Consider the following 16339-nt stretch of genomic DNA (forward strand, 5'->3'; position numbering starts at 1 on the left):
CACGTCGGTCAGACCACCCCCGGGTAGAGGGTGCGCGGGTCGGCGGACAGCGCGGCCTTCAGCTCCACGACCCCCTGGTCGGCCAGCACCTCGACGAGGTCGGCCTCGATGCCGTCCAACGCGGCGCGCACGACGTCGGCGGGGTCGTTCTTCGGCACGTCGAGGCTCGCCGTCATGTCGGTGTCGGTCGGGCCCAGGTGCAGGCCGGTGACCAGCGTGCCCTGGCCCGCGAGCTCCACCCGGACGCCGTTGGTGAGGCTCCACTGCGCCGCCTTGGCCGCGCTGTACGCGGTGGCGTACTCGTAGGACACCCACGACATCGAGGACAGCACGTTCAGGATCGCGCCGCCGCCGTTGGCGGCGAGGACCGGCGCGAAGGCGCGCACCATCTCCAGCGTGCCGTAGAAGTTCGTGTCCAGCTCCTGCCTGATCGCGGCCGGGTCGCCGGTGACCAGGTTCTGCCCGGTGATGATGCCCGCGTTGTTGACCAGCAGGTTCACGTCGCCCGCGGCGGCGGCAGCGGCGGCCACGGCGGCCGGGTCGGTGATGTCCAGCGGCAGGACCTCGACGTCGGGCAGGTCGACCGCGTCGGCGTTGCGCGCGGTCGCGTAGACCTTCGCGGCGCCCCGTTCCAGCAGCTGCCGGGCGAAGTGCCTGCCGAGGCCGCGGTTGGCGCCGGTGACCAGGGCGACCGAGTTGGCGATCTTCATGGCTGTCTCCCCGTGGGTTGGGTTGGCTTTTCCAACCTAGCCTGGCTGGATTGGGATGCACAACCGAGCCATACTGGGGCGGTGGCGGAACCCGACGACCCCGGCTGTTCCACGGTCAAGGCCGTGGAGGTCGTCGGCGAGCGCTGGACGTTGTTCGTGCTGCGCGAGGCGTTGGTGGGCGCGAGCCGCTTCTCGGAGTTCCGGGCCCGGCTCGGGATCGCGTCCGACGTGCTCGCCGCCAGGCTGTCGAAGCTGGTCGACACCGGGCTGATGGCCCGGCAGAGCTACCGGGAGCCGGGGCAGCGCCCGCGCGACTGCTACCGCCTCACCGAGTCGGGCAGGCAGCTCGGTGTGGTGCTGTGCGCGTTGCAGGAGTGGGGCGACGAGCACCTGCCGGGCGCGCCGTCGCGGGTCGCGTTCCGCACGGCGGACGGGCGTCCGGTGACGGTGCGCTTCGTGGACGACGAGGGTGTCGTGGTCCCGGTGGACCAGGTGCGCGCGGAGCGGACCTAGCGTCTCCCGGGTCTGTAGAGCGCCCGCAGGACCAGCAGGCAGCCGGCCTGGATGCCCAACGCGATCAGGGCGTGCACGAGCCAGGCGCCGGCGAGCGTGGGTCCGCCCCACGCCTCGCCGAGGTCGGGGTCGGCGGTGAACGGGTGGCCGATCGCGCCGACCGTGTCCGGCCAGAACGGGTACAGCCAGCCGCGGGCGACCAGGTAGAGGGCGAGCAGCGCGGGCACCGCGGCGACGAGCGCGCGACCGACCCCGGGCCGCGGGTGGAGGCCGAGAAGTGCTTTCACCGCACGAACGTTAGGCGCGCCGGGGACGCCCGTCGTCAGCCCACGGGCTGTCATACCCCGGTAGGGCCTGGGCGGGGGCGCCTCCCCCTGTGGTGGTGCCCCCGCCCAGGGGGTCACGCGGGCCAGTTCGGCGAACGTCCGAGCAGGCCCACCAGGCGGTCGGTGATCGGCGCGTCCACCGGCACGTCGACCGGCATCGCGAACGCCCCTCCCGGACCTCGGACGTCCGGCGTGGTCGGGAAGTGCCGCGCCATCCGGTAGGCGGCGGTGGCGAGCTCGGCGTCCAGGGTGCTGTCGACCCCGATCGCCCGGCACAGGTCCCAGGCGTGCACCAGGTTGTCCACGAAGTGCCCGGCCACCAGCTCGCGGCCGCGGCGCAGGCCGTAACCGGGGAACTCGGCCTCGGCCTCCAGCACGCCTTCGGCGCGGAACGCCTCGGTGACCGCGTCGGTCGCCACCCGGTAGGCGGCGACCAGGTCGTCGCTGGCCGGCTCGTCGACGGCCGTGTGGCGGACGGCCGCGACGAACGACAGCGTCGACTCCACCTGGTGGCGCAGCAGTTCGTAGACGGTCCAGCCGGCGCACGGCGTGGCCATGTCCAGGTGGGCCTCTTCCAGGTCCGCCATGAGCTTCAGGTTGAGGTCGAGCGCCGACCGGTTCAGGTCCAGGAGATCCATGTGTCGTCCACCCCTCTAGTTGTACGAACGATCGTACAATTAGTTTGGGGCGGGTCAAGGGGGCTAGCGTGGACGGCGTGAAGGTCGACGGACGGGTGGAGCGCGGCGAGCAGACGCGGCGGCAGATCCTGCGGCGCGCGGCGGAGATCGCCTCGGTGGAAGGGCTGGAGGGCCTGTCGATCGGGCGGCTGGCCGGCGAGCTGGAGGTCAGCAAGAGCGGGGTGTTCGCGCACTTCGGGTCGAAGGAGGAGCTGCAGCTCTCGACCGTGCGCGCGGCGGCGGCGATCTTCGTGCGGCAGGTGGTGGAACCGGCGCTGACCGAGCCGCCGGGCCTCGCCCGCCTGGAGCGGCTGCTGGACGGCTGGCTGGCGTACTCGGAGAACCGCACGTTCCCCGGCGGGTGCTTCTTCTACGCCGTGCAGGCCGAGTTCGACGCCCGCCCGGGCCGGGTGCGCGACGCGATCGCCGGGTACGGGCGCGAGTGGAACTCCTACGTCCGCGAGACCGTCGCCGCCATCCCGGGGATCACCGACCCCGACCAGCTGGCGTTCGAGCTGATCGCGTTCCTGGAGATGGCCAACGCCCAGTCCGTCCTGCACGACGACCCGCAGGCCTACTCACGCGCCCGCGTCGCCGTGCGGGCGCGGTTGGCTCAGGCGGGCACGGCGGCGTCCACGGCCCGGCGCTGAGCGGCTTTCACGGCCATCCCGATCGGCACGCTGATCAGCGTGGCCACCCCGAACGAGATCAGCGTCGCCACCACGGGGTCGGTGAACAGCTGACCGCCGAAGTAGCCGAGCGTGGCCGTGTAGGCGCTCCACAGCAAGGCGCCGACCAGCGCGATCGGCGTGAACCGCCGGATCGGCCACCGCAGCGCCCCGGCCAGCACCGCCCCGACCAGCCCACCACCGGGCACGAACCGCACCGCGACCAGGATCGACTCACCGCGCGTGGCCAACTTCGCCGCCGTCCACGCGATCACGGCCCGCGGTCCGGGCCGTTGACCGACCCGGCTCAGCGCCCGCATACCCACACTCCGCCCGATGGTGAAGTTCACCAGGTCCGACAGCGCGCACCCGGCCGCCGCCACGGCGATCACCGCCGTCAACGACAGCTCACCGGAGGCGGCGAGCACGCCGTACCCGATCAACACGGCCTCGGTCGGCGCCAGCGGCACGACGGCGACGACGAACAGCACCACGAACGCGGTCATGACCGGGGAACGTCGCGGAGTTCCGGATCATCACCAAGCTGTCGGTGTCTTCAGCATCCCGTCACCTTCGGCGTCACATATCCGCAGGTAGCGCGTCGATCGTGTTACGCGCGACACACGTCTCGCTGAGGTCTTCGGTGAAGAACGCGGCGGCGAGGTGGGCGTGGAGGACGACGTCCGGCCCCTCCGGCTTCAGGAACAACGTGAACGGCCGCGCCCCTCCCGCGACCGTGTGCACGCCGGTAGCCGTGGCGTGCAGCAGGTCGAGCGCCCGGGTCGCCTCGGCGCCCCAAGCACACCGCAGTTCCGGCAGGTGGGCCCGCTGCGACGCCTCGAACAGCCGCTGGTACTGGTCGCCGAGCGCGGGCGCGCAGGCCACAATGTCGGGCAACCGGACCGGCGCGCACCCGGCCTCGACCCGCTCGATGCCCGCACCGACCCCCGCGACCGGGCCGCGCGGAAGACGTTGGAGCACAGCGCCGCGCACCTGGGTGTTTCGGAGAGCAAGATCAGCAACATGGAGTCCGGCCGCTACGGGCAGCCGCCCGGGGAGGTCGCGAAGCTGCTCGCCTTCTACGACGCCGATCCCGACCGCATCGCGCGGATCGTCGCGTTGGGGCAGGAGGACGACACCGGTAGCTGGTGGGCACCTTGGGCCGGTGTGATCCCCGACTGGCTCCGACTCTTCGCCGGCCTGGAGGGCATGTCCCAATCGGTCTTCTTCTACGAACCGCTTGCTGTTCACGGGCTGTTGCAGACCGAGGGGTACGCCACGGCCGTGGCGGCAGGCGCGCGCCGCGTGCGACCTGCCGACGCGGACCTGGTGGTGGGATTCCGCATGGAGCGGGCGAGGCGGCTGGTCGACCACGAGAACCCCTTGGTGCTGCAGGCTGTCCTCGAAGAGACGGCGCTGCATCGCCCGGTCGGCGACCGCGAGGTCATGCGGGGCCAACTGGCCCATCTGCTGGCCCTCAACCGGCTGCCCAACATCGACATCCGGGTGATCCGCACCTCCGCCGGAGTGCATCCGGCCTTGGCGGGCCAGTTCACGCTGTTGCAGTTCAAGGACTTCAGCGATGTGGCGTACGTCGAGCTTCAGGAAGACGCGATATATCTTCATGATCCGACCAAGGTCCGGGCCTATAACATGTCGGCTGAGAGCCTGCGCGCAGCCGCCCTGGGGCCGCGCGAGACGAATTCCTTGATCGCCTCGCTGATCGAGGGGTCGCAGCCCTGACCTGGAGGTCGTGATGACACTCCGCTTGCCTGCCGATGCGCGGTGGAAAAAGGCGACCGGGAGCTACGAGAACGGCAGTTGTGTCGAGGTGGCGGTCGGCGAAGCCGTGATCGGGGTTCGGGACTCGAAGAACGCCGAAGGGCCGGTGTTGACCTTCCCGGCCGGCCGGTGGGCGGCGTTCCTCACCAAGACCGCCTGACCGCTCGCGCGCACCGCTCGGCGTGCGCACGCAGGGCGTCGACCAGGGCGGGTGGCCCGTTGGTCAGGCTGAAGTCCACGTCGACCGACGTGATCATCCACGCCAGGTCGCGGGCGGTGTCGGCGCCGAGGTGCAGCAGGCAGGTCCGGGAGTCCACCGGTTCGACCACGCCCATGCCCGGCCAGACGCGGTCGGCCGCGGTGGCGGCCGGTTCGTGCAGCGTCACGGTCGCCCGCACCGGCCACGCGCGGGACGACAGGCGGTGGGCCAGGTATGTCGCCGCGTCGCCGTCCGGTGGTTCGCGGGGCGTGAAGCGGGGGCCGTTCGGGGTCCGCAGCACCAGCCGGTCGACGCGGAAGCTGCGCCAGTCGTCGCGGTCGGTGTCCCAGGCGACCAGGTACCAGTGCCGCACGAAGTTGACCAGGCGGTGCGGTTGCGCGCAACGGGTCGTCGCGCCGCCCCGCGGGCTGGTGTAGTCGAACCGCAGCGACTCGTGCCGCCGGCAGGCGTCGGCGATGGCCACGAGCACGTCCGGGTCGACGCGCGGCCCGCTGGTCTCGACCCGGGCGGTCGCCGCGTGCAGCGTGCCGACGCGGTGCCGCAGCCGCGCGGGCAGCACCTGCTCCAGCTTGGCCAACGCCCGCAGCGACGCCTCCTCGATCCCGGCGACCGAACCACCCGCCGCCGTCCGCAGCCCCACGGCCACGGCCACCGCCTCGTCGTCCTCCAGCAGCAACGGCGGCAGTGCGGCACCCGCGTCGAGCCGGTAACCGGCCGTGCCGCGGCTGGCGCGCACCGGGTAGCCCAGGTCGCGCAGCCGTTCGACGTCACGGCGGACGGTGCGCGTGGTGACGTCCAACCGCTCGGCCAGCTCGGCGCCCGACCAGTCGCGCGGGGCCTGCAACAGCGACAGCAGCCGGAGGAGCCGAGCGGTGGTGTCCACCGGCCCACCTTAGGACCGGAACTGTCCCAACCGTTCCTTAGCGTCGGCCCCATGACCGCACCGCACGACATCCGCCCGTTCCGCATCGACATCCCGCAGGACCGGCTCGACGACCTGAACGCGCGGCTGGCCAACACCCGCTGGCCCGACGAACTGCCCGGCGTCGGCTGGAGCCGGGGCGTGCCGGTGGCCTACCTGAAGGACCTCGCCGAGCACTGGCGCACCACCTACGACTGGCGGGCGCACGAGGCGGCGATCAACGAGCACCCGCAGTACCTGGCCACGGTGGACGGCCAGCGCGTGCACTTCCTGCACGTGCGCTCACCCGAGCCGGACGCCCTGCCGCTCGTGCTGCTGCACGGCTGGCCGGGCGGTGTGGTCGACTTCCTGGACGTCATCGGCCCGTTGTCGGACCCCCGCGCGCACGGCGGCGACCCGGCCGAAGCGTTCCACCTGGTCCTACCGTCACTGCCGGGCTTCGGCTTCTCCACCCCGCTGGCCGGTCCCGGCATGAACGCGGCACGGATGGCCGGCGTGCTGGTGGAGCTGATGCACGCGCTCGGCTACGAGCGGTACGGCGTGCAGGGCTACGACACCGGTGCGTGGGTCGGCCCGGAGATGGCCAGGCAGGCACCGGACCGGGTGGTCGGGCTGCACGTCAACGCCCTGCTCACGTTCCCGGTCGGCGCGGACGGCGAGTTCGACGACCTCAGCGAGGTCGAGCGGCAGCGGTGGGCGGACGTGCAGGACTTCAACGACGGCTACCTGCAGTGCAACGCCAAGCGCCCGCAGACCGTCGCCTACGGCCTGCACGACTCGCCGGTGGGCCAGCTCGCCTGGATCGTGGAGAAGTTCAAGGAGCTCACCGACCCGGAGGACGGCCTGCCCGAGGACAGCGTCGACCGCGACCGCGTCCTCACCGACGTCTCGCTGTACTGGCTGACCGGCACGGCCGCGTCGGCGGCGCAGGTCTACTACGAGGAGATCAGCGCGAAGGGGTGGGCCGACGCCGAGCGGACCACCGTGCCGACCGGCGTGCTGGTCTCGGCCCACGACAAGACGATCCGCCCGTGGGCCGAGCGCGACCACCACGTGGTGCGGTGGACCGAACTCGACCGGGGCGGCCACTTCCTCGCCATGGAACAGCCGAACCTGCTGGTCACCGACGTGCGCGAGTTCTTCACCGGCCTGCGCTGAGCACAACCCGCGAGGTCGCGGCGAGCGGTCGACTTCCAGGCGACCTCGCCCGCGACGCCGGAGGCGGCGCAGTTCAACACGGTCGCCTCGCCGTCACCACGACGGCGAGGCGACCCCGTCGAGCTCAGCGGTTGGCGCGGTTGATCGCGGACACCAAGGCGCGCAGCGACGCCGCCACCGTGGAGCTGTCGATGCCCACGCCCCACAGCACGCGGTCGGACACGGCGCACTCCAGGTATGCCGCCGCACGGGCGTCGTCACCCGACGACATGGCGTGCTCGAAGTAGTCCAGCACCCGCACGTCGTAGCCGACGGTGGCCAGCGCGTCCACGAACGCGGCGATCGGGCCGTTGCCGGTGCCGGTGATCTCCTGCGTCTCGCCGTCCACCACGACCACGGCCTTGATCGTCTCGTGGCCGCTGCCGTCGCCGGACACCTTCTGCCGCAGCAGCCTCAACGGCGCCGTGGCGTCGAGGTACTCGTCGGAGAACGCGTCCCACATGTCCTTGGGGCCGATCTCGCCGCCCTGGGTGTCGGTGACCTCCTGGATGACCCGGGAGAACTCCACCTGCAGCCGGCGCGGCAGGTCCAGGTGGTGCTCGGTCTTCATCAGGTAGGCCACGCCGCCCTTGCCGGACTGCGAGTTGACCCGGATCACGGCCTCGTAGTTGCGGCCGACGTCCTTCGGGTCGATCGGCAGGTAGGGGACGTCCCACGGGAACTCGTCCACGTGCTGCCCGGCGGCCTTGGCGGCGTCCTCCAGGGCCTCGAAGCCCTTCTTGATCGCGTCCTGGTGCGAGCCGGAGAACGCGGTGAACACCAGGTCGCCGCCGTAGGGGTGCCGCTCGGGGACGGGCAGCTGGTTGCAGTACTCGACCGTGCGCCGGATCTCGTCGATGTCGGAGAAGTCGATCTGCGGGTCGATCCCCTGGCTGAACAGGTTCATGCCCAGCGTCACCAGGCACACGTTGCCGGTGCGCTCGCCGTTGCCGAACAGGCAGCCCTCGATCCGGTCGGCGCCCGCCAGGTAGCCCAGCTCGGCGGCGGCCACGCCGGTGCCCCGGTCGTTGTGCGGGTGCAGCGACAGGATGATCGACTCGCGCCGGGCCAGGTTGCGCGACATCCACTCGATCGAGTCGGCGTACACGTTCGGCGTGGCCATCTCGACCGTCGCCGGCAGGTTGATGATCAGCGGCTTCTCGGGCGTCGGCGCGATGATCTCCGACACGGCGTCGCAGACCTCCAGCGCGTACGACAGCTCGGTGCCGGTGTAGGACTCGGGCGAGTACTCGTAGCGGAACTCGGTCTCCGGGTATAGCTTCTCCTGCTCCAGCGCGAACGCGGCGGCGTCCGTGGCGATCTTCTTGATGCCCTCGCGGTCGGACTTGAACACGACCCGGCGCTGCAGGATGGACGTCGAGTTGTAGAAGTGCACGATCGCCTTGGCCGCGCCGCGCAGCGACTCGAACGTGCGGGTGATCAGCTCGGGGCGGCACTGGGTCAGCACCTGGATGGTGACGTCGGGCGGGATCGCGCCGTCCTCGATGATCTCGCGGACGAAGTCGAAGTCGGTCTGCGACGCGGCCGGGAAGCCGACCTCGATCTCCTTGTAGCCCATCCGCACGAGCAGGTCGAACATCTTGCGCTTGCGGGCGGGCGACATGGGGTCGATCAGGGCCTGGTTGCCGTCACGCAGGTCGACGGCGCACCACAGCGGCGCCTTGGTGATCCGCTTGGCCGGCCAGGTGCGGTCCGGTACGTCGACGGTTTCCACCTGTTCGTGGAACGGCCGGTAGCGGTGCACCGGCATCGACGTGCCGCGCTGCGGGTTCCAGGCGGGCTGGTCGGGCGCGGGGCGGGCGGGCGGCCGGATGCGGCTCGTGCCGGAGGTGTAGGCGTCGGGGCTCGTGCTCATGGTCGGGGTGCTCCTGCTGCCGGTGGGATGACGACCGGCGGCAACGCTCGTTCCCGCGACGGGGGGCCGGTCTGATCAGACCCCGTCACGGCGGCGAAGCAGGAGGGCACGTGCCATGTCGGACAGGTTAACCGGATTTCGCGCCGGCGTGGAACCGGGCGCCCAGATGGTGGAACTTCACCCGGTCGAGTTTCACTCGATCGTGGGGTGGGCACCTTCTTGACATGTCCAGATGGCGAACCTCAACGCGCAGCGGCAACTACACCGCTGCCCGAGTGATCCGCGGTGTCGGTGCCGTGTTCGCGGGCATCGAGGTGCTGTACATCCTCATGCTGCTCATCGGGGTGAACACGGCCAACGCGTTCTTCCGCTTCATCCAGCAGCTCGCCGAGCCGCTGGCGCTGTTCTTCCCGGGGCTGTTCCAGACGGGCAACGTCAACCTCGACGTGATCCTGAACTACGGCCTCGCGGCGGTGTTCTGGCTCGTCGTGGCGGGTCTGCTGGCCCGCGTCGTCGCCCGTTAGCCCCCCGGAGCGGCACTACTCGTCCGGAAATGCCGGCTCGCCCCAACGACCTGCGAAAACGGTCTCGCTCAGCGGCTTGCGAACCCTCGGCCGCCGCTCCCGTTCTCGCAGGTCGTCGGGCAGTTCGGCGGGGTCGCCGAGCAGGCCGACCGCGATGACGACGACCGGCCGCACGTCGTCCGGCACCCCGAACGCCTCGCGCACCGCGGCCGGCGAGAACCCGCCGACCTGGTGCGTGACCAGCCCCAGCTCCACGGCCCGCAGCACCAGGTTCTGCACCGCCAGCCCCAGCGCGAACTCGGTGTTCGGCAGCGGCCCGCGGTCGTCGGACCCGGCCACCGCGCCCACCAGCAGCACGGACGCCCGCCCCGCCCACGTCCGGTTGCCCGGCCGCAACGCCGCGAAGATTCGTTCGAACGTGTCATCGCCGCGGTAGCCGACGAGGAACCGGGCGGGTTGCGTGTTGCCGTGCGAGGCCGCCCACCGGGCCGCTTCGAGCAGCACGCGCACGGTGTCCGGCGGCACCTCGGCGGTGCCGTCGAACGCCCGCGGGCTCCAGCGCCGCATGATCACGTCGTCGCCGTCCACCGGCCACCCCCGTCCGTCGAGCACCGGATGTCAGATCGCATACGGCCACGCCGTGATGGCGTACGCGCCGAACCACGCGCTGAACACCGCGACGCCCACCAGCACCGCCACCACCGTGCTGGTCCGCCGCCGGACCAGCGCCAGCGCGATCGGCACCAGCAGCGTGAACGCGGGCAGCAGCAGCCGCGCCTTCGAGTTCATCAGCCCGTTCGACCCGAGGTCCATGGCGAGCACGCCGACGCCGTAGACGATCAGCGGCCACTCCAGCCCGCGCCGGAAGCTCAGCACCACCAGGGCCAGCGCCACCACCAGCAGCCACACCGTGGCCAGCTCCAGCACCGACCGCGGCTCACCGAGGATGAGCAGCGCGAACTTCCAGGTGGCCGCACCGCCGTCGAACCGCGAGTCCCAGCCGATCTGCTGCACGGCGAACCAGCCGTCCCACCGCCCGGTGCGCACCGCGACGTACCCGAGGTAGCCGAGCAGCCCGAGCGGCGCGACCAGCGCCCCGACCCACGGCCGCCAGCCGTCCCGCCGCTGCCAGATCGCCACGGCCGCCGCCGCGCACACCGCGAGGATCAGCGCCGCCGCAGTCGGCCGCACCAGCCCCGCCGCCGCGCAGCACACCCCGGCGAGCACCCAGCGCCGCTCCACCACGCCGACCAGCGACCACACCGCGAACGCGCAGAACGTCGCCTCCGAGTACGTCATCGACAGCACCACGGCCATCGGCGACGCCGCGAACAGCACCACCAGCACCAGCCCGGCCACCGGCGACCCGCCGAACACCCGCGACCCGAGCCTGGCCAGCCCGTAGGCGCAGACCACGCCGCTGACCAGGCTCACCGCGAACGCCGCGCCGACCGTGGGCACGCCGGGCAGCCCGTCCACCCACCGCACCAGCGTCGGGTAGCCGGGGAAGAACGCCAGCGGCGTCTCCGCCGTCCGCCGCCCGAACGCGTCCACGAGCCACCGCGGCACGTTCGCGTAGCCGCCCTCGGCGATGCCCAGGAACCACTGCCCGTCCCACGACGTGAGCACCCGCGTGACGTCCTTGTCCCACCGCGCCGCCATCAGCTGCAACACCAGCAGGCCCAGCTCGCGGACGGACAGGTAGAGCACGGCGGGGGCGAGCACGACCGTGACCCGGTGTCTGGCCACGCGCGCCAGCCGCACACGCGCGTCGGGCGCGTCCTCGGGGTCCACGCGAACGGCCTCCAGGGTCGACACGGGGTCGAGAGTAGTGGGCGTCACGGCGACCGCTGTCCACTCCTTGGGCCAGGTAGTCTCCCCGGTGAGCTGGGCTTGAAGCACCTGGGAGGAGTGGGTCTGTGGCGCTCGTCGTCCAGAAGTACGGCGGTTCCTCGGTCGGGAGCGCCGAGCGGATCAAACGGGTGGCCGAGCGCATCGTCGCGACCCGCAAAGCGGGCAACGACGTCGTGGTCGCCGTCTCGGCCATGGGCGACACGACCGACGAGCTGCTCGACCTCGCCCGCCAGGTGTCCCCGGTGCCGCCCGCCCGCGAGATGGACATGCTGCTCACGTCCGGTGAGCGCATCTCCATGTCGTTGCTGGCGATGGCGATCAGCTCGCTGGGCGCCGAGGCGCGCTCCTACACCGGCTCGCAGGCCGGGGTGATCACCACGTCCGTGCACGGCAAGGCGCGCATCATCGACGTGACGCCCAGCCGCATCCAGGACGCGCTGGCGGAGGGCGCCATCGCGATCGTCGCGGGCTTCCAGGGCGTCAGCCAGGACAGCAAGGAGATCACCACGCTCGGCCGCGGCGGCACCGACACCACCGCGGTGGCGTTGGCGGCGGCGCTGAAGGCCGACGTCTGCGAGATCTACACCGATGTCGACGGCGTGTTCACCGCCGACCCGCGCATCGTGCCGAACGCCAAGCGGCTGGAGACCATCACCTACGAGGAGATGCTCGAGATGGCGGCGAGCGGGGCCAAGGTGCTCATGCTGCGCTGCGTCGAGTACGCCCGCCGCTACGGCGTCCCGGTGCACGTCCGATCTTCGTTCAGCAACAAGCCCGGGACCATCGTGTCCGGGTCAGTGGAGGACCTTCCCGTGGAACAGGCGATGATCACCGGCGTCGCGCACGACCGGTCCGAGGCCAAGGTGACCGTGACCGCGGTGCCCGACCTGCCCGGCATGGCGGCGCGCATCTTCCGCGTCGTGGCCGAGGCGGAGCTCGACATCGACATGGTCGTGCAGAACGTCTCGCAGGCCGTGTCCGGCCGCACCGACGTGACGTTCACCCTGCCGAAGGACGACGGTCCGCGCGCGGTCGCCGCGTTGGAGAAGGCGCGCGAGGAGATCGGCTTCGACCAGGTGCTCTACGACGACCACGTGGGCAAGGTGTCGCTGGTCGGCGCGGGCATGCGCTCGCACCCCGGCGTGACCGCGCAGTTCTGCGAGGCGCTGGCCGCCGCGGGCGTCAACATCGAGATCATCTCCACCTCGGAGATCCGGATCTCGGTCATCTGCCGCGACACGCAGCTCGACGACGCCGTGCGCGCGCTGCACGACGCGTTCGAGCTCGGCGGCGACGAAGAAGCTGTGGTGTACGCGGGGAGTGGACGATGAGCGAGACCTCGGGTGTGATCGTCCCGCAGGGGCCGGTGCTGGCCCTGGTGGGCGCTACCGGTGCCGTCGGCACCGTCATGATCGACATCATCAACGGCCGGGAGTCCGTGCCGTGGGGTGAGATCCGGCTGATCGCGTCACCGCGCTCGGCGGGCAAGAAGATCACCGTGCGCGGCGAAGAGCTGACCGTGATCGCCCTGTCGCCGGAGGCGTTCGACGGCGTCGACATCGCCATGTTCGACGTGCCGGACGAGGTCTCGGCCGAGTGGGCGCCGATCGCCGCGGCCAAGGGCGCGGTCGCGGTGGACAACTCGGGTGCGTTCCGGATGGACCCCGAGGTGCCGCTGGTGGTGCCCGAGGTGAACGCCGACCAGATCGGCGCGCGCCCCAAGGGGATCATCGCGAACCCGAACTGCACGACGTTGTCGATGATGGCCGCGCTGGGCGCCCTGCACCGGGAGTTCGAGCTGCGCGAGCTGGTCGTCGCGTCCTACCAGGCGGCGTCCGGCGGCGGGCAGGCGGCGATCGACCGGCTCTACGCCGAGATCGCGGCGCTGGCGGGCAAGGAGGTCGGCGTCCGCGCGGGTGACGTGCGCGAGACGTTGGAGGCCGCGGGCCTGCCGGTGTCGGACTCGCCGTTCCCCGCGCCGCTGGCGTTGAACGTGGTGCCGTGGGCCGGGTCGTTGAAGGACGAGGGGTGGACCAGCGAGGAGCTGAAGGTCCGCAACGAGTCCCGCAAGATCCTGGGCATCCCGGAGCTGAAGGTGTCCGCGACCTGCGTGCGCGTGCCCGTCGTGACGACGCACTCGCTGGCCGTGCACGCCACGTTCGCCCGCGAGGTGACCGTGGAGCAGGCGCACAAGATCTTCGCGGCGCAGCCGTCGATCGTGCTGGTGGACGACCCGGCGGCCAAGCAGTTCCCGACGCCCGCGGACGTGGTGGGCGGCGACCCGACCTACGTCGGCCGGGTGCGGCAGGCGCTGGACTTCCCGAACACGCTGGACTTCTTCGTGTGCGGTGACAACCTGCGCAAGGGTGCGGCACTGAACACCTACGAGATCGCCGAGGAGCTGGCGGCCCGCCTGTAGGTTCACTCCCATGGCGGACGTAGTGCTCGCGATCGACCTGGGAACGACGTCGACCAAGGTCATCGCGGTGGACCGGGACGCGGGCGTGGTGGCATCGGCGGAGCACGGCTACCCGATGCGCACCACGCCCTCCGGTGAGGCGACGCACGACCCGGTCGAGGTGTGGGGCGCGGCGCTGCGGGCGTTGCGCGAGGTCGCGGCGCAGGGGCACGCGGTGCGGGCGCTGTCGTTGACCGGCGCGATGCACACCCTGGTCGGGTTGGACGCCGCGGGCACGCCCGTCACGCCGTCGTTGTCGTGGGCGGACAACCGCGCGTTGGAGCAGACGGCACGGTTGCGCGGCACGGCCGACGGCATCGCGCTGCACCGCGCCACTGGCACCCCGATCCACACCATGTCGCCGTTGGTGAAGCTGGCGTGGTTCAAGGAGCAGGCGTTCACGGCCGCGCGCTGGTGCGGCCTGAAGGACTTCGTGGCGCTCCAGCTGACCGGCGTGCTGGCCACCGAGCACTCGTCGGCGTCCGCGACCGGCTTGATGGACCTGGAGTCGCTGGCCTGGCACCCCGACGCGTTGGACTTCGCCGGTGTCCGCGCCGACCAGCTGCCGGAGCTGCGCGCGCCGGTCGACTCGTTCCCGTTGACGCTGGACGTCCCCGGCCTGCCCGCCGGCACCCCGGTCGTGCTGGGCGGCGGTGACGGACCGATGGCCAACCTCGGCGTCGGCGCCGTCCTGCCCGGTGTGGCGGCCGTATCGCTCGGCACCAGCGGCGCGCTGCGCGTGGTCCGCGACCGGCCCGCAGTGGACGAGCGGGGCCGGGTGTTCTGCTACGCCATCGCCGAGGGGCTGTGGGTGCTCGGCGGGGCCGTCAGCAACGGTGGCGTGGTCGCGCAGTGGGCGGCCGAGGCGTTCGGCGCCGACCTCCCGGCCCTGCTGGAGGAAGCCGCCGAGGTGCCCGTGGGCGCGGCCGGCGTCACCGCGTTGCCGTACCTGCTGGGCGAGCGCGCGCCGTGGTGGGACGCGGACGCGACGTCGGCGGTGATCGGCCTGCGGCGCGAGCACGGTCGCGCGGTGATCACCCGTGCCCTGGTGGAGGGCGTGTCGCAGCAGTTGGCGCTGGTGCTGGACGCGGTGCGCTCGGTGGCGGACGTGCACGCGGTCCGCGTGACCGGCGGCGCGTTCCGCAGCGACCTGTGGGCGACCGTGCTCGCCTCCGCGCTGGGCCTCCCGCTGGAACTGGCCGACGACAGCGAGGGATCGGGCGTCGGCGCGGCCCTGGTCGCCTGGCGGGCACTGGGCGAGATCCCGTCGCTGACCGTCGCCGCCGACCTGGTCAAACCCGTCAAGACGATCGCGCCCGACCCGGACGCGGTCCGCCACTACGCCAGCGCCCGCCCCGGCATCGACCGGCTCTACCAGGCGCTACGCGACCTGGTGTGAAGCGCGGACGCGGCCGTCGAGCACCACCGTGCCCGCCGCGACCACGACCGCGCCGACGCCCGCCACCGCGAAGCCCCACCCCGGCGACGAGTGGTCGATCACGAAACCGGTGACCGGCGCGCCCACCGCGACGCCCAGCGTGAACGCCGAGCTCTGCAAGCCCATCGCCACACCGCGCGCGGACACCGGCGCGTACTTCGTGATCAGCTCGCCGGTCGCGGTGATCGTGGGCGCGCACAGGAAGTTAGTCGGCACCAGCGCCAGCGCGAGCCACCACGGCGACCAGCCGAACAAGCCGATCGGCACGGCCAGCAACCCCATGCCGCCCATCAGCGCCCACAGCGGCGGCACGCGCGTCAGCCCGCCGTAGAGGAAACCGCCGGCCAGCGACGCCACGCACATCACCACGATCATCGCGCCGGTCCACCCGGTCAGCCCGAGCCCGCGCATCGACGCCACCACCGACACCTCGACGCCCGACAGCACGAACGTCGCGCCGCCCGCGCTGATCAGCACGCCCAACAACCTGCCGTCCAGCCACTCCCGCCTGGCCACCCGCGCGCCGCCGGTCTCGCCCTCGTGCCGCACCGGCGGGTTCACCGCGTACAGGACCGCGCCGATCAGGACCATGGACGCGCCGATCGCCCACATCGCCGTCCGGCTCGACGCCTGCGTGGTGAGCGCCACGCCCAGCGCGGGCCCGGCCATGAACGAGACCTCCACGGCCATCGAGTCCATCGCCAGCGCCGTGCGCCTGCGGTCCTCCGGCACGAGCGCGGTCAGGATCTGGCGGCCGAGCGACATGACGGGCATCACGGTGATGCCGGTGGCGAAGCACGTGACGAGCAGCACCTCGTAGGACAGCAGCGGGGCGACGAACCAGAAGACGCCCTCGGTGACCACCGACAGGGCCAGCATGGCGCGCAGACCGCGCCGGTCGACCAGGTGGCCCATCAGCGGCGAGCCCACCGCGATGCCGACCGTGCTCACCGCCCCGACCAGGCCCGCGGCACCGTAACCCCGGTCCAGGGCGAGCAGGACGTGCATGGTGATCGTCATGCCCGCGGCCGTCGGGGGCACGCGCGCGAGCAGCATCAACAGCATGAAGCCGGGCACGCGCGGCGTTCGGAGGACGGCCAGGTAGGGGGAGACGTTCACCCACTCATCTTCACTGGCCGGGGCAACAGGTTTAACCGTTCGTTTTCTTGACCAG

Annotated in this window: 19 protein-coding genes; 9 read left to right on the forward strand and 10 right to left on the reverse strand. The window is 71.8% G+C overall.

What is annotated here, in order from left to right; translation table 11 throughout:
- Positions 1-8: 8 nt before the first annotated feature.
- Positions 9-710: an SDR family oxidoreductase gene (locus B0I31_RS17420; protein ID WP_106616413.1), complete on the reverse strand. Its 702-nt coding sequence runs from the start codon at positions 708-710 to the stop codon at positions 9-11.
- A gap of 81 nt (positions 711-791) precedes the next feature.
- On the opposite strand from B0I31_RS17420, the gene B0I31_RS17425 reads away from it, so the two are divergent.
- On the forward strand, positions 792-1223 hold the full coding sequence (locus B0I31_RS17425; protein ID WP_106616414.1) for a winged helix-turn-helix transcriptional regulator: 432 nt from the start codon (positions 792-794) through the stop codon (positions 1221-1223).
- On the opposite strand, the gene B0I31_RS17430 is transcribed toward B0I31_RS17425, so the two are convergent.
- Together B0I31_RS17430 and B0I31_RS17435 are read right to left on the reverse strand one after the other, a co-directional pair.
- Positions 1220-1510: a hypothetical protein gene (locus tag B0I31_RS17430; protein ID WP_106616415.1), complete on the reverse strand. Its 291-nt coding sequence runs from the start codon at positions 1508-1510 to the stop codon at positions 1220-1222. The genes B0I31_RS17425 and B0I31_RS17430 overlap by 4 nt on opposite strands.
- Before the next feature lie 113 nt (positions 1511-1623).
- Positions 1624-2187 (reverse strand): TIGR03086 family metal-binding protein, encoded by a 564-nt coding sequence (locus B0I31_RS17435; protein ID WP_106616416.1) that lies wholly within the window; start codon positions 2185-2187, stop codon positions 1624-1626.
- A gap of 77 nt (positions 2188-2264) precedes the next feature.
- Here B0I31_RS17435 and B0I31_RS17440 point away from each other — a divergent pair, with 77 nt between their 5' ends.
- The gene (locus B0I31_RS17440) at positions 2265-2876 is read left to right on the forward strand and encodes a TetR/AcrR family transcriptional regulator (protein WP_219910737.1); all 612 of its coding nucleotides are present in this window, start codon (positions 2265-2267) and stop codon (positions 2874-2876) included.
- Here the strand turns inward: B0I31_RS17440 and B0I31_RS17445 are convergent.
- Both B0I31_RS17445 and B0I31_RS40675 read right to left on the reverse strand, forming a co-directional pair.
- Positions 2840-3400, reverse strand: a complete 561-nt coding sequence (locus B0I31_RS17445; protein WP_106616418.1) for a DedA family protein — start codon at positions 3398-3400, stop codon at positions 2840-2842. The genes B0I31_RS17440 and B0I31_RS17445 overlap by 37 nt on opposite strands.
- Before the next feature lie 73 nt (positions 3401-3473).
- Positions 3474-3875 (reverse strand): hypothetical protein, encoded by a 402-nt coding sequence (locus B0I31_RS40675; protein WP_181320210.1) that lies wholly within the window; start codon positions 3873-3875, stop codon positions 3474-3476.
- On the opposite strand from B0I31_RS40675, the gene B0I31_RS17450 reads away from it, so the two are divergent.
- Positions 3867-4637 (forward strand): helix-turn-helix domain-containing protein, encoded by a 771-nt coding sequence (locus tag B0I31_RS17450; RefSeq protein ID WP_181320211.1) that lies wholly within the window; start codon positions 3867-3869, stop codon positions 4635-4637. The two genes, B0I31_RS40675 and B0I31_RS17450, sit on opposite strands and share 9 nt — an antisense overlap.
- Before the next feature lie 13 nt (positions 4638-4650).
- Complete coding sequence (locus tag B0I31_RS17455) at positions 4651-4836, forward strand: DUF397 domain-containing protein (RefSeq protein ID WP_106616420.1); 186 nt, start codon at positions 4651-4653, stop codon at positions 4834-4836.
- On the opposite strand, the gene B0I31_RS17465 is transcribed toward B0I31_RS17455, so the two are convergent.
- Positions 4820-5779 (reverse strand): helix-turn-helix transcriptional regulator, encoded by a 960-nt coding sequence (locus B0I31_RS17465; RefSeq protein ID WP_181320212.1) that lies wholly within the window; start codon positions 5777-5779, stop codon positions 4820-4822. The genes B0I31_RS17455 and B0I31_RS17465 overlap by 17 nt on opposite strands.
- A gap of 51 nt (positions 5780-5830) precedes the next feature.
- Between B0I31_RS17465 and B0I31_RS17470 the strand changes: the two genes are divergently transcribed.
- A complete protein-coding gene (locus B0I31_RS17470) occupies positions 5831-6976 on the forward strand; it encodes an epoxide hydrolase family protein (protein WP_106616422.1) in 1146 nt (381 codons plus the stop codon).
- 124 nt (positions 6977-7100) lie between these two features.
- Here the strand turns inward: B0I31_RS17470 and leuA are convergent, their stop codons facing one another.
- Positions 7101-8891, reverse strand: coding sequence for a 2-isopropylmalate synthase (gene leuA, locus B0I31_RS17475; RefSeq protein WP_106616423.1), 1791 nt, complete (start codon positions 8889-8891; stop codon positions 7101-7103).
- 224 nt (positions 8892-9115) lie between these two features.
- On the opposite strand from leuA, the gene B0I31_RS17480 reads away from it, so the two are divergent.
- Positions 9116-9415 carry a hypothetical protein gene (locus tag B0I31_RS17480; RefSeq protein ID WP_073897324.1) on the forward strand — a complete coding sequence of 100 codons (300 nt, stop codon included), beginning with the start codon at positions 9116-9118 and terminating at the stop codon, positions 9413-9415.
- A 15-nt stretch (positions 9416-9430) separates the two neighbouring features.
- Here B0I31_RS17480 and B0I31_RS17485 read toward each other — a convergent pair whose 3' ends face one another.
- Both B0I31_RS17485 and B0I31_RS17490 read right to left on the reverse strand, forming a co-directional pair.
- Positions 9431-9982, reverse strand: a complete 552-nt coding sequence (locus B0I31_RS17485; RefSeq protein WP_106616582.1) for a nitroreductase family protein — start codon at positions 9980-9982, stop codon at positions 9431-9433.
- Between the two features lie 51 nt (positions 9983-10033).
- The gene (locus B0I31_RS17490; RefSeq protein ID WP_245949999.1) at positions 10034-11233 is read right to left on the reverse strand and encodes a hypothetical protein; all 1200 of its coding nucleotides are present in this window, start codon (positions 11231-11233) and stop codon (positions 10034-10036) included.
- A 101-nt stretch (positions 11234-11334) separates the two neighbouring features.
- Here B0I31_RS17490 and B0I31_RS17495 point away from each other — a divergent pair, with 101 nt between their 5' ends.
- From B0I31_RS17495 to B0I31_RS17505, 3 genes are read left to right on the forward strand one after another with little or no spacing between them, the layout of a single operon-like run.
- Positions 11335-12600, forward strand: a complete 1266-nt coding sequence (locus B0I31_RS17495; RefSeq protein ID WP_106616425.1) for an aspartate kinase — start codon at positions 11335-11337, stop codon at positions 12598-12600.
- The gene (locus B0I31_RS17500; protein ID WP_106616426.1) at positions 12597-13688 is read left to right on the forward strand and encodes an aspartate-semialdehyde dehydrogenase; all 1092 of its coding nucleotides are present in this window, start codon (positions 12597-12599) and stop codon (positions 13686-13688) included. Before B0I31_RS17495 ends, B0I31_RS17500 begins: the two co-directional genes overlap by 4 nt.
- A 10-nt stretch (positions 13689-13698) precedes the next feature.
- Entirely contained in the window at positions 13699-15126 is a 1428-nt protein-coding gene (locus tag B0I31_RS17505) for a gluconokinase (RefSeq protein WP_106616427.1), read from the forward strand.
- Here B0I31_RS17505 and B0I31_RS17510 read toward each other — a convergent pair.
- Complete coding sequence (locus B0I31_RS17510) at positions 15109-16284, reverse strand: MFS transporter (RefSeq protein WP_106616428.1); 1176 nt, start codon at positions 16282-16284, stop codon at positions 15109-15111. The two genes, B0I31_RS17505 and B0I31_RS17510, sit on opposite strands and share 18 nt — an antisense overlap.
- Positions 16285-16339 lie beyond the last annotated feature (55 nt).

Source organism: Saccharothrix carnea (assembly GCF_003014735.1).
Lineage (GTDB): Bacteria > Actinomycetota > Actinomycetes > Mycobacteriales > Pseudonocardiaceae > Actinosynnema > Actinosynnema carneum.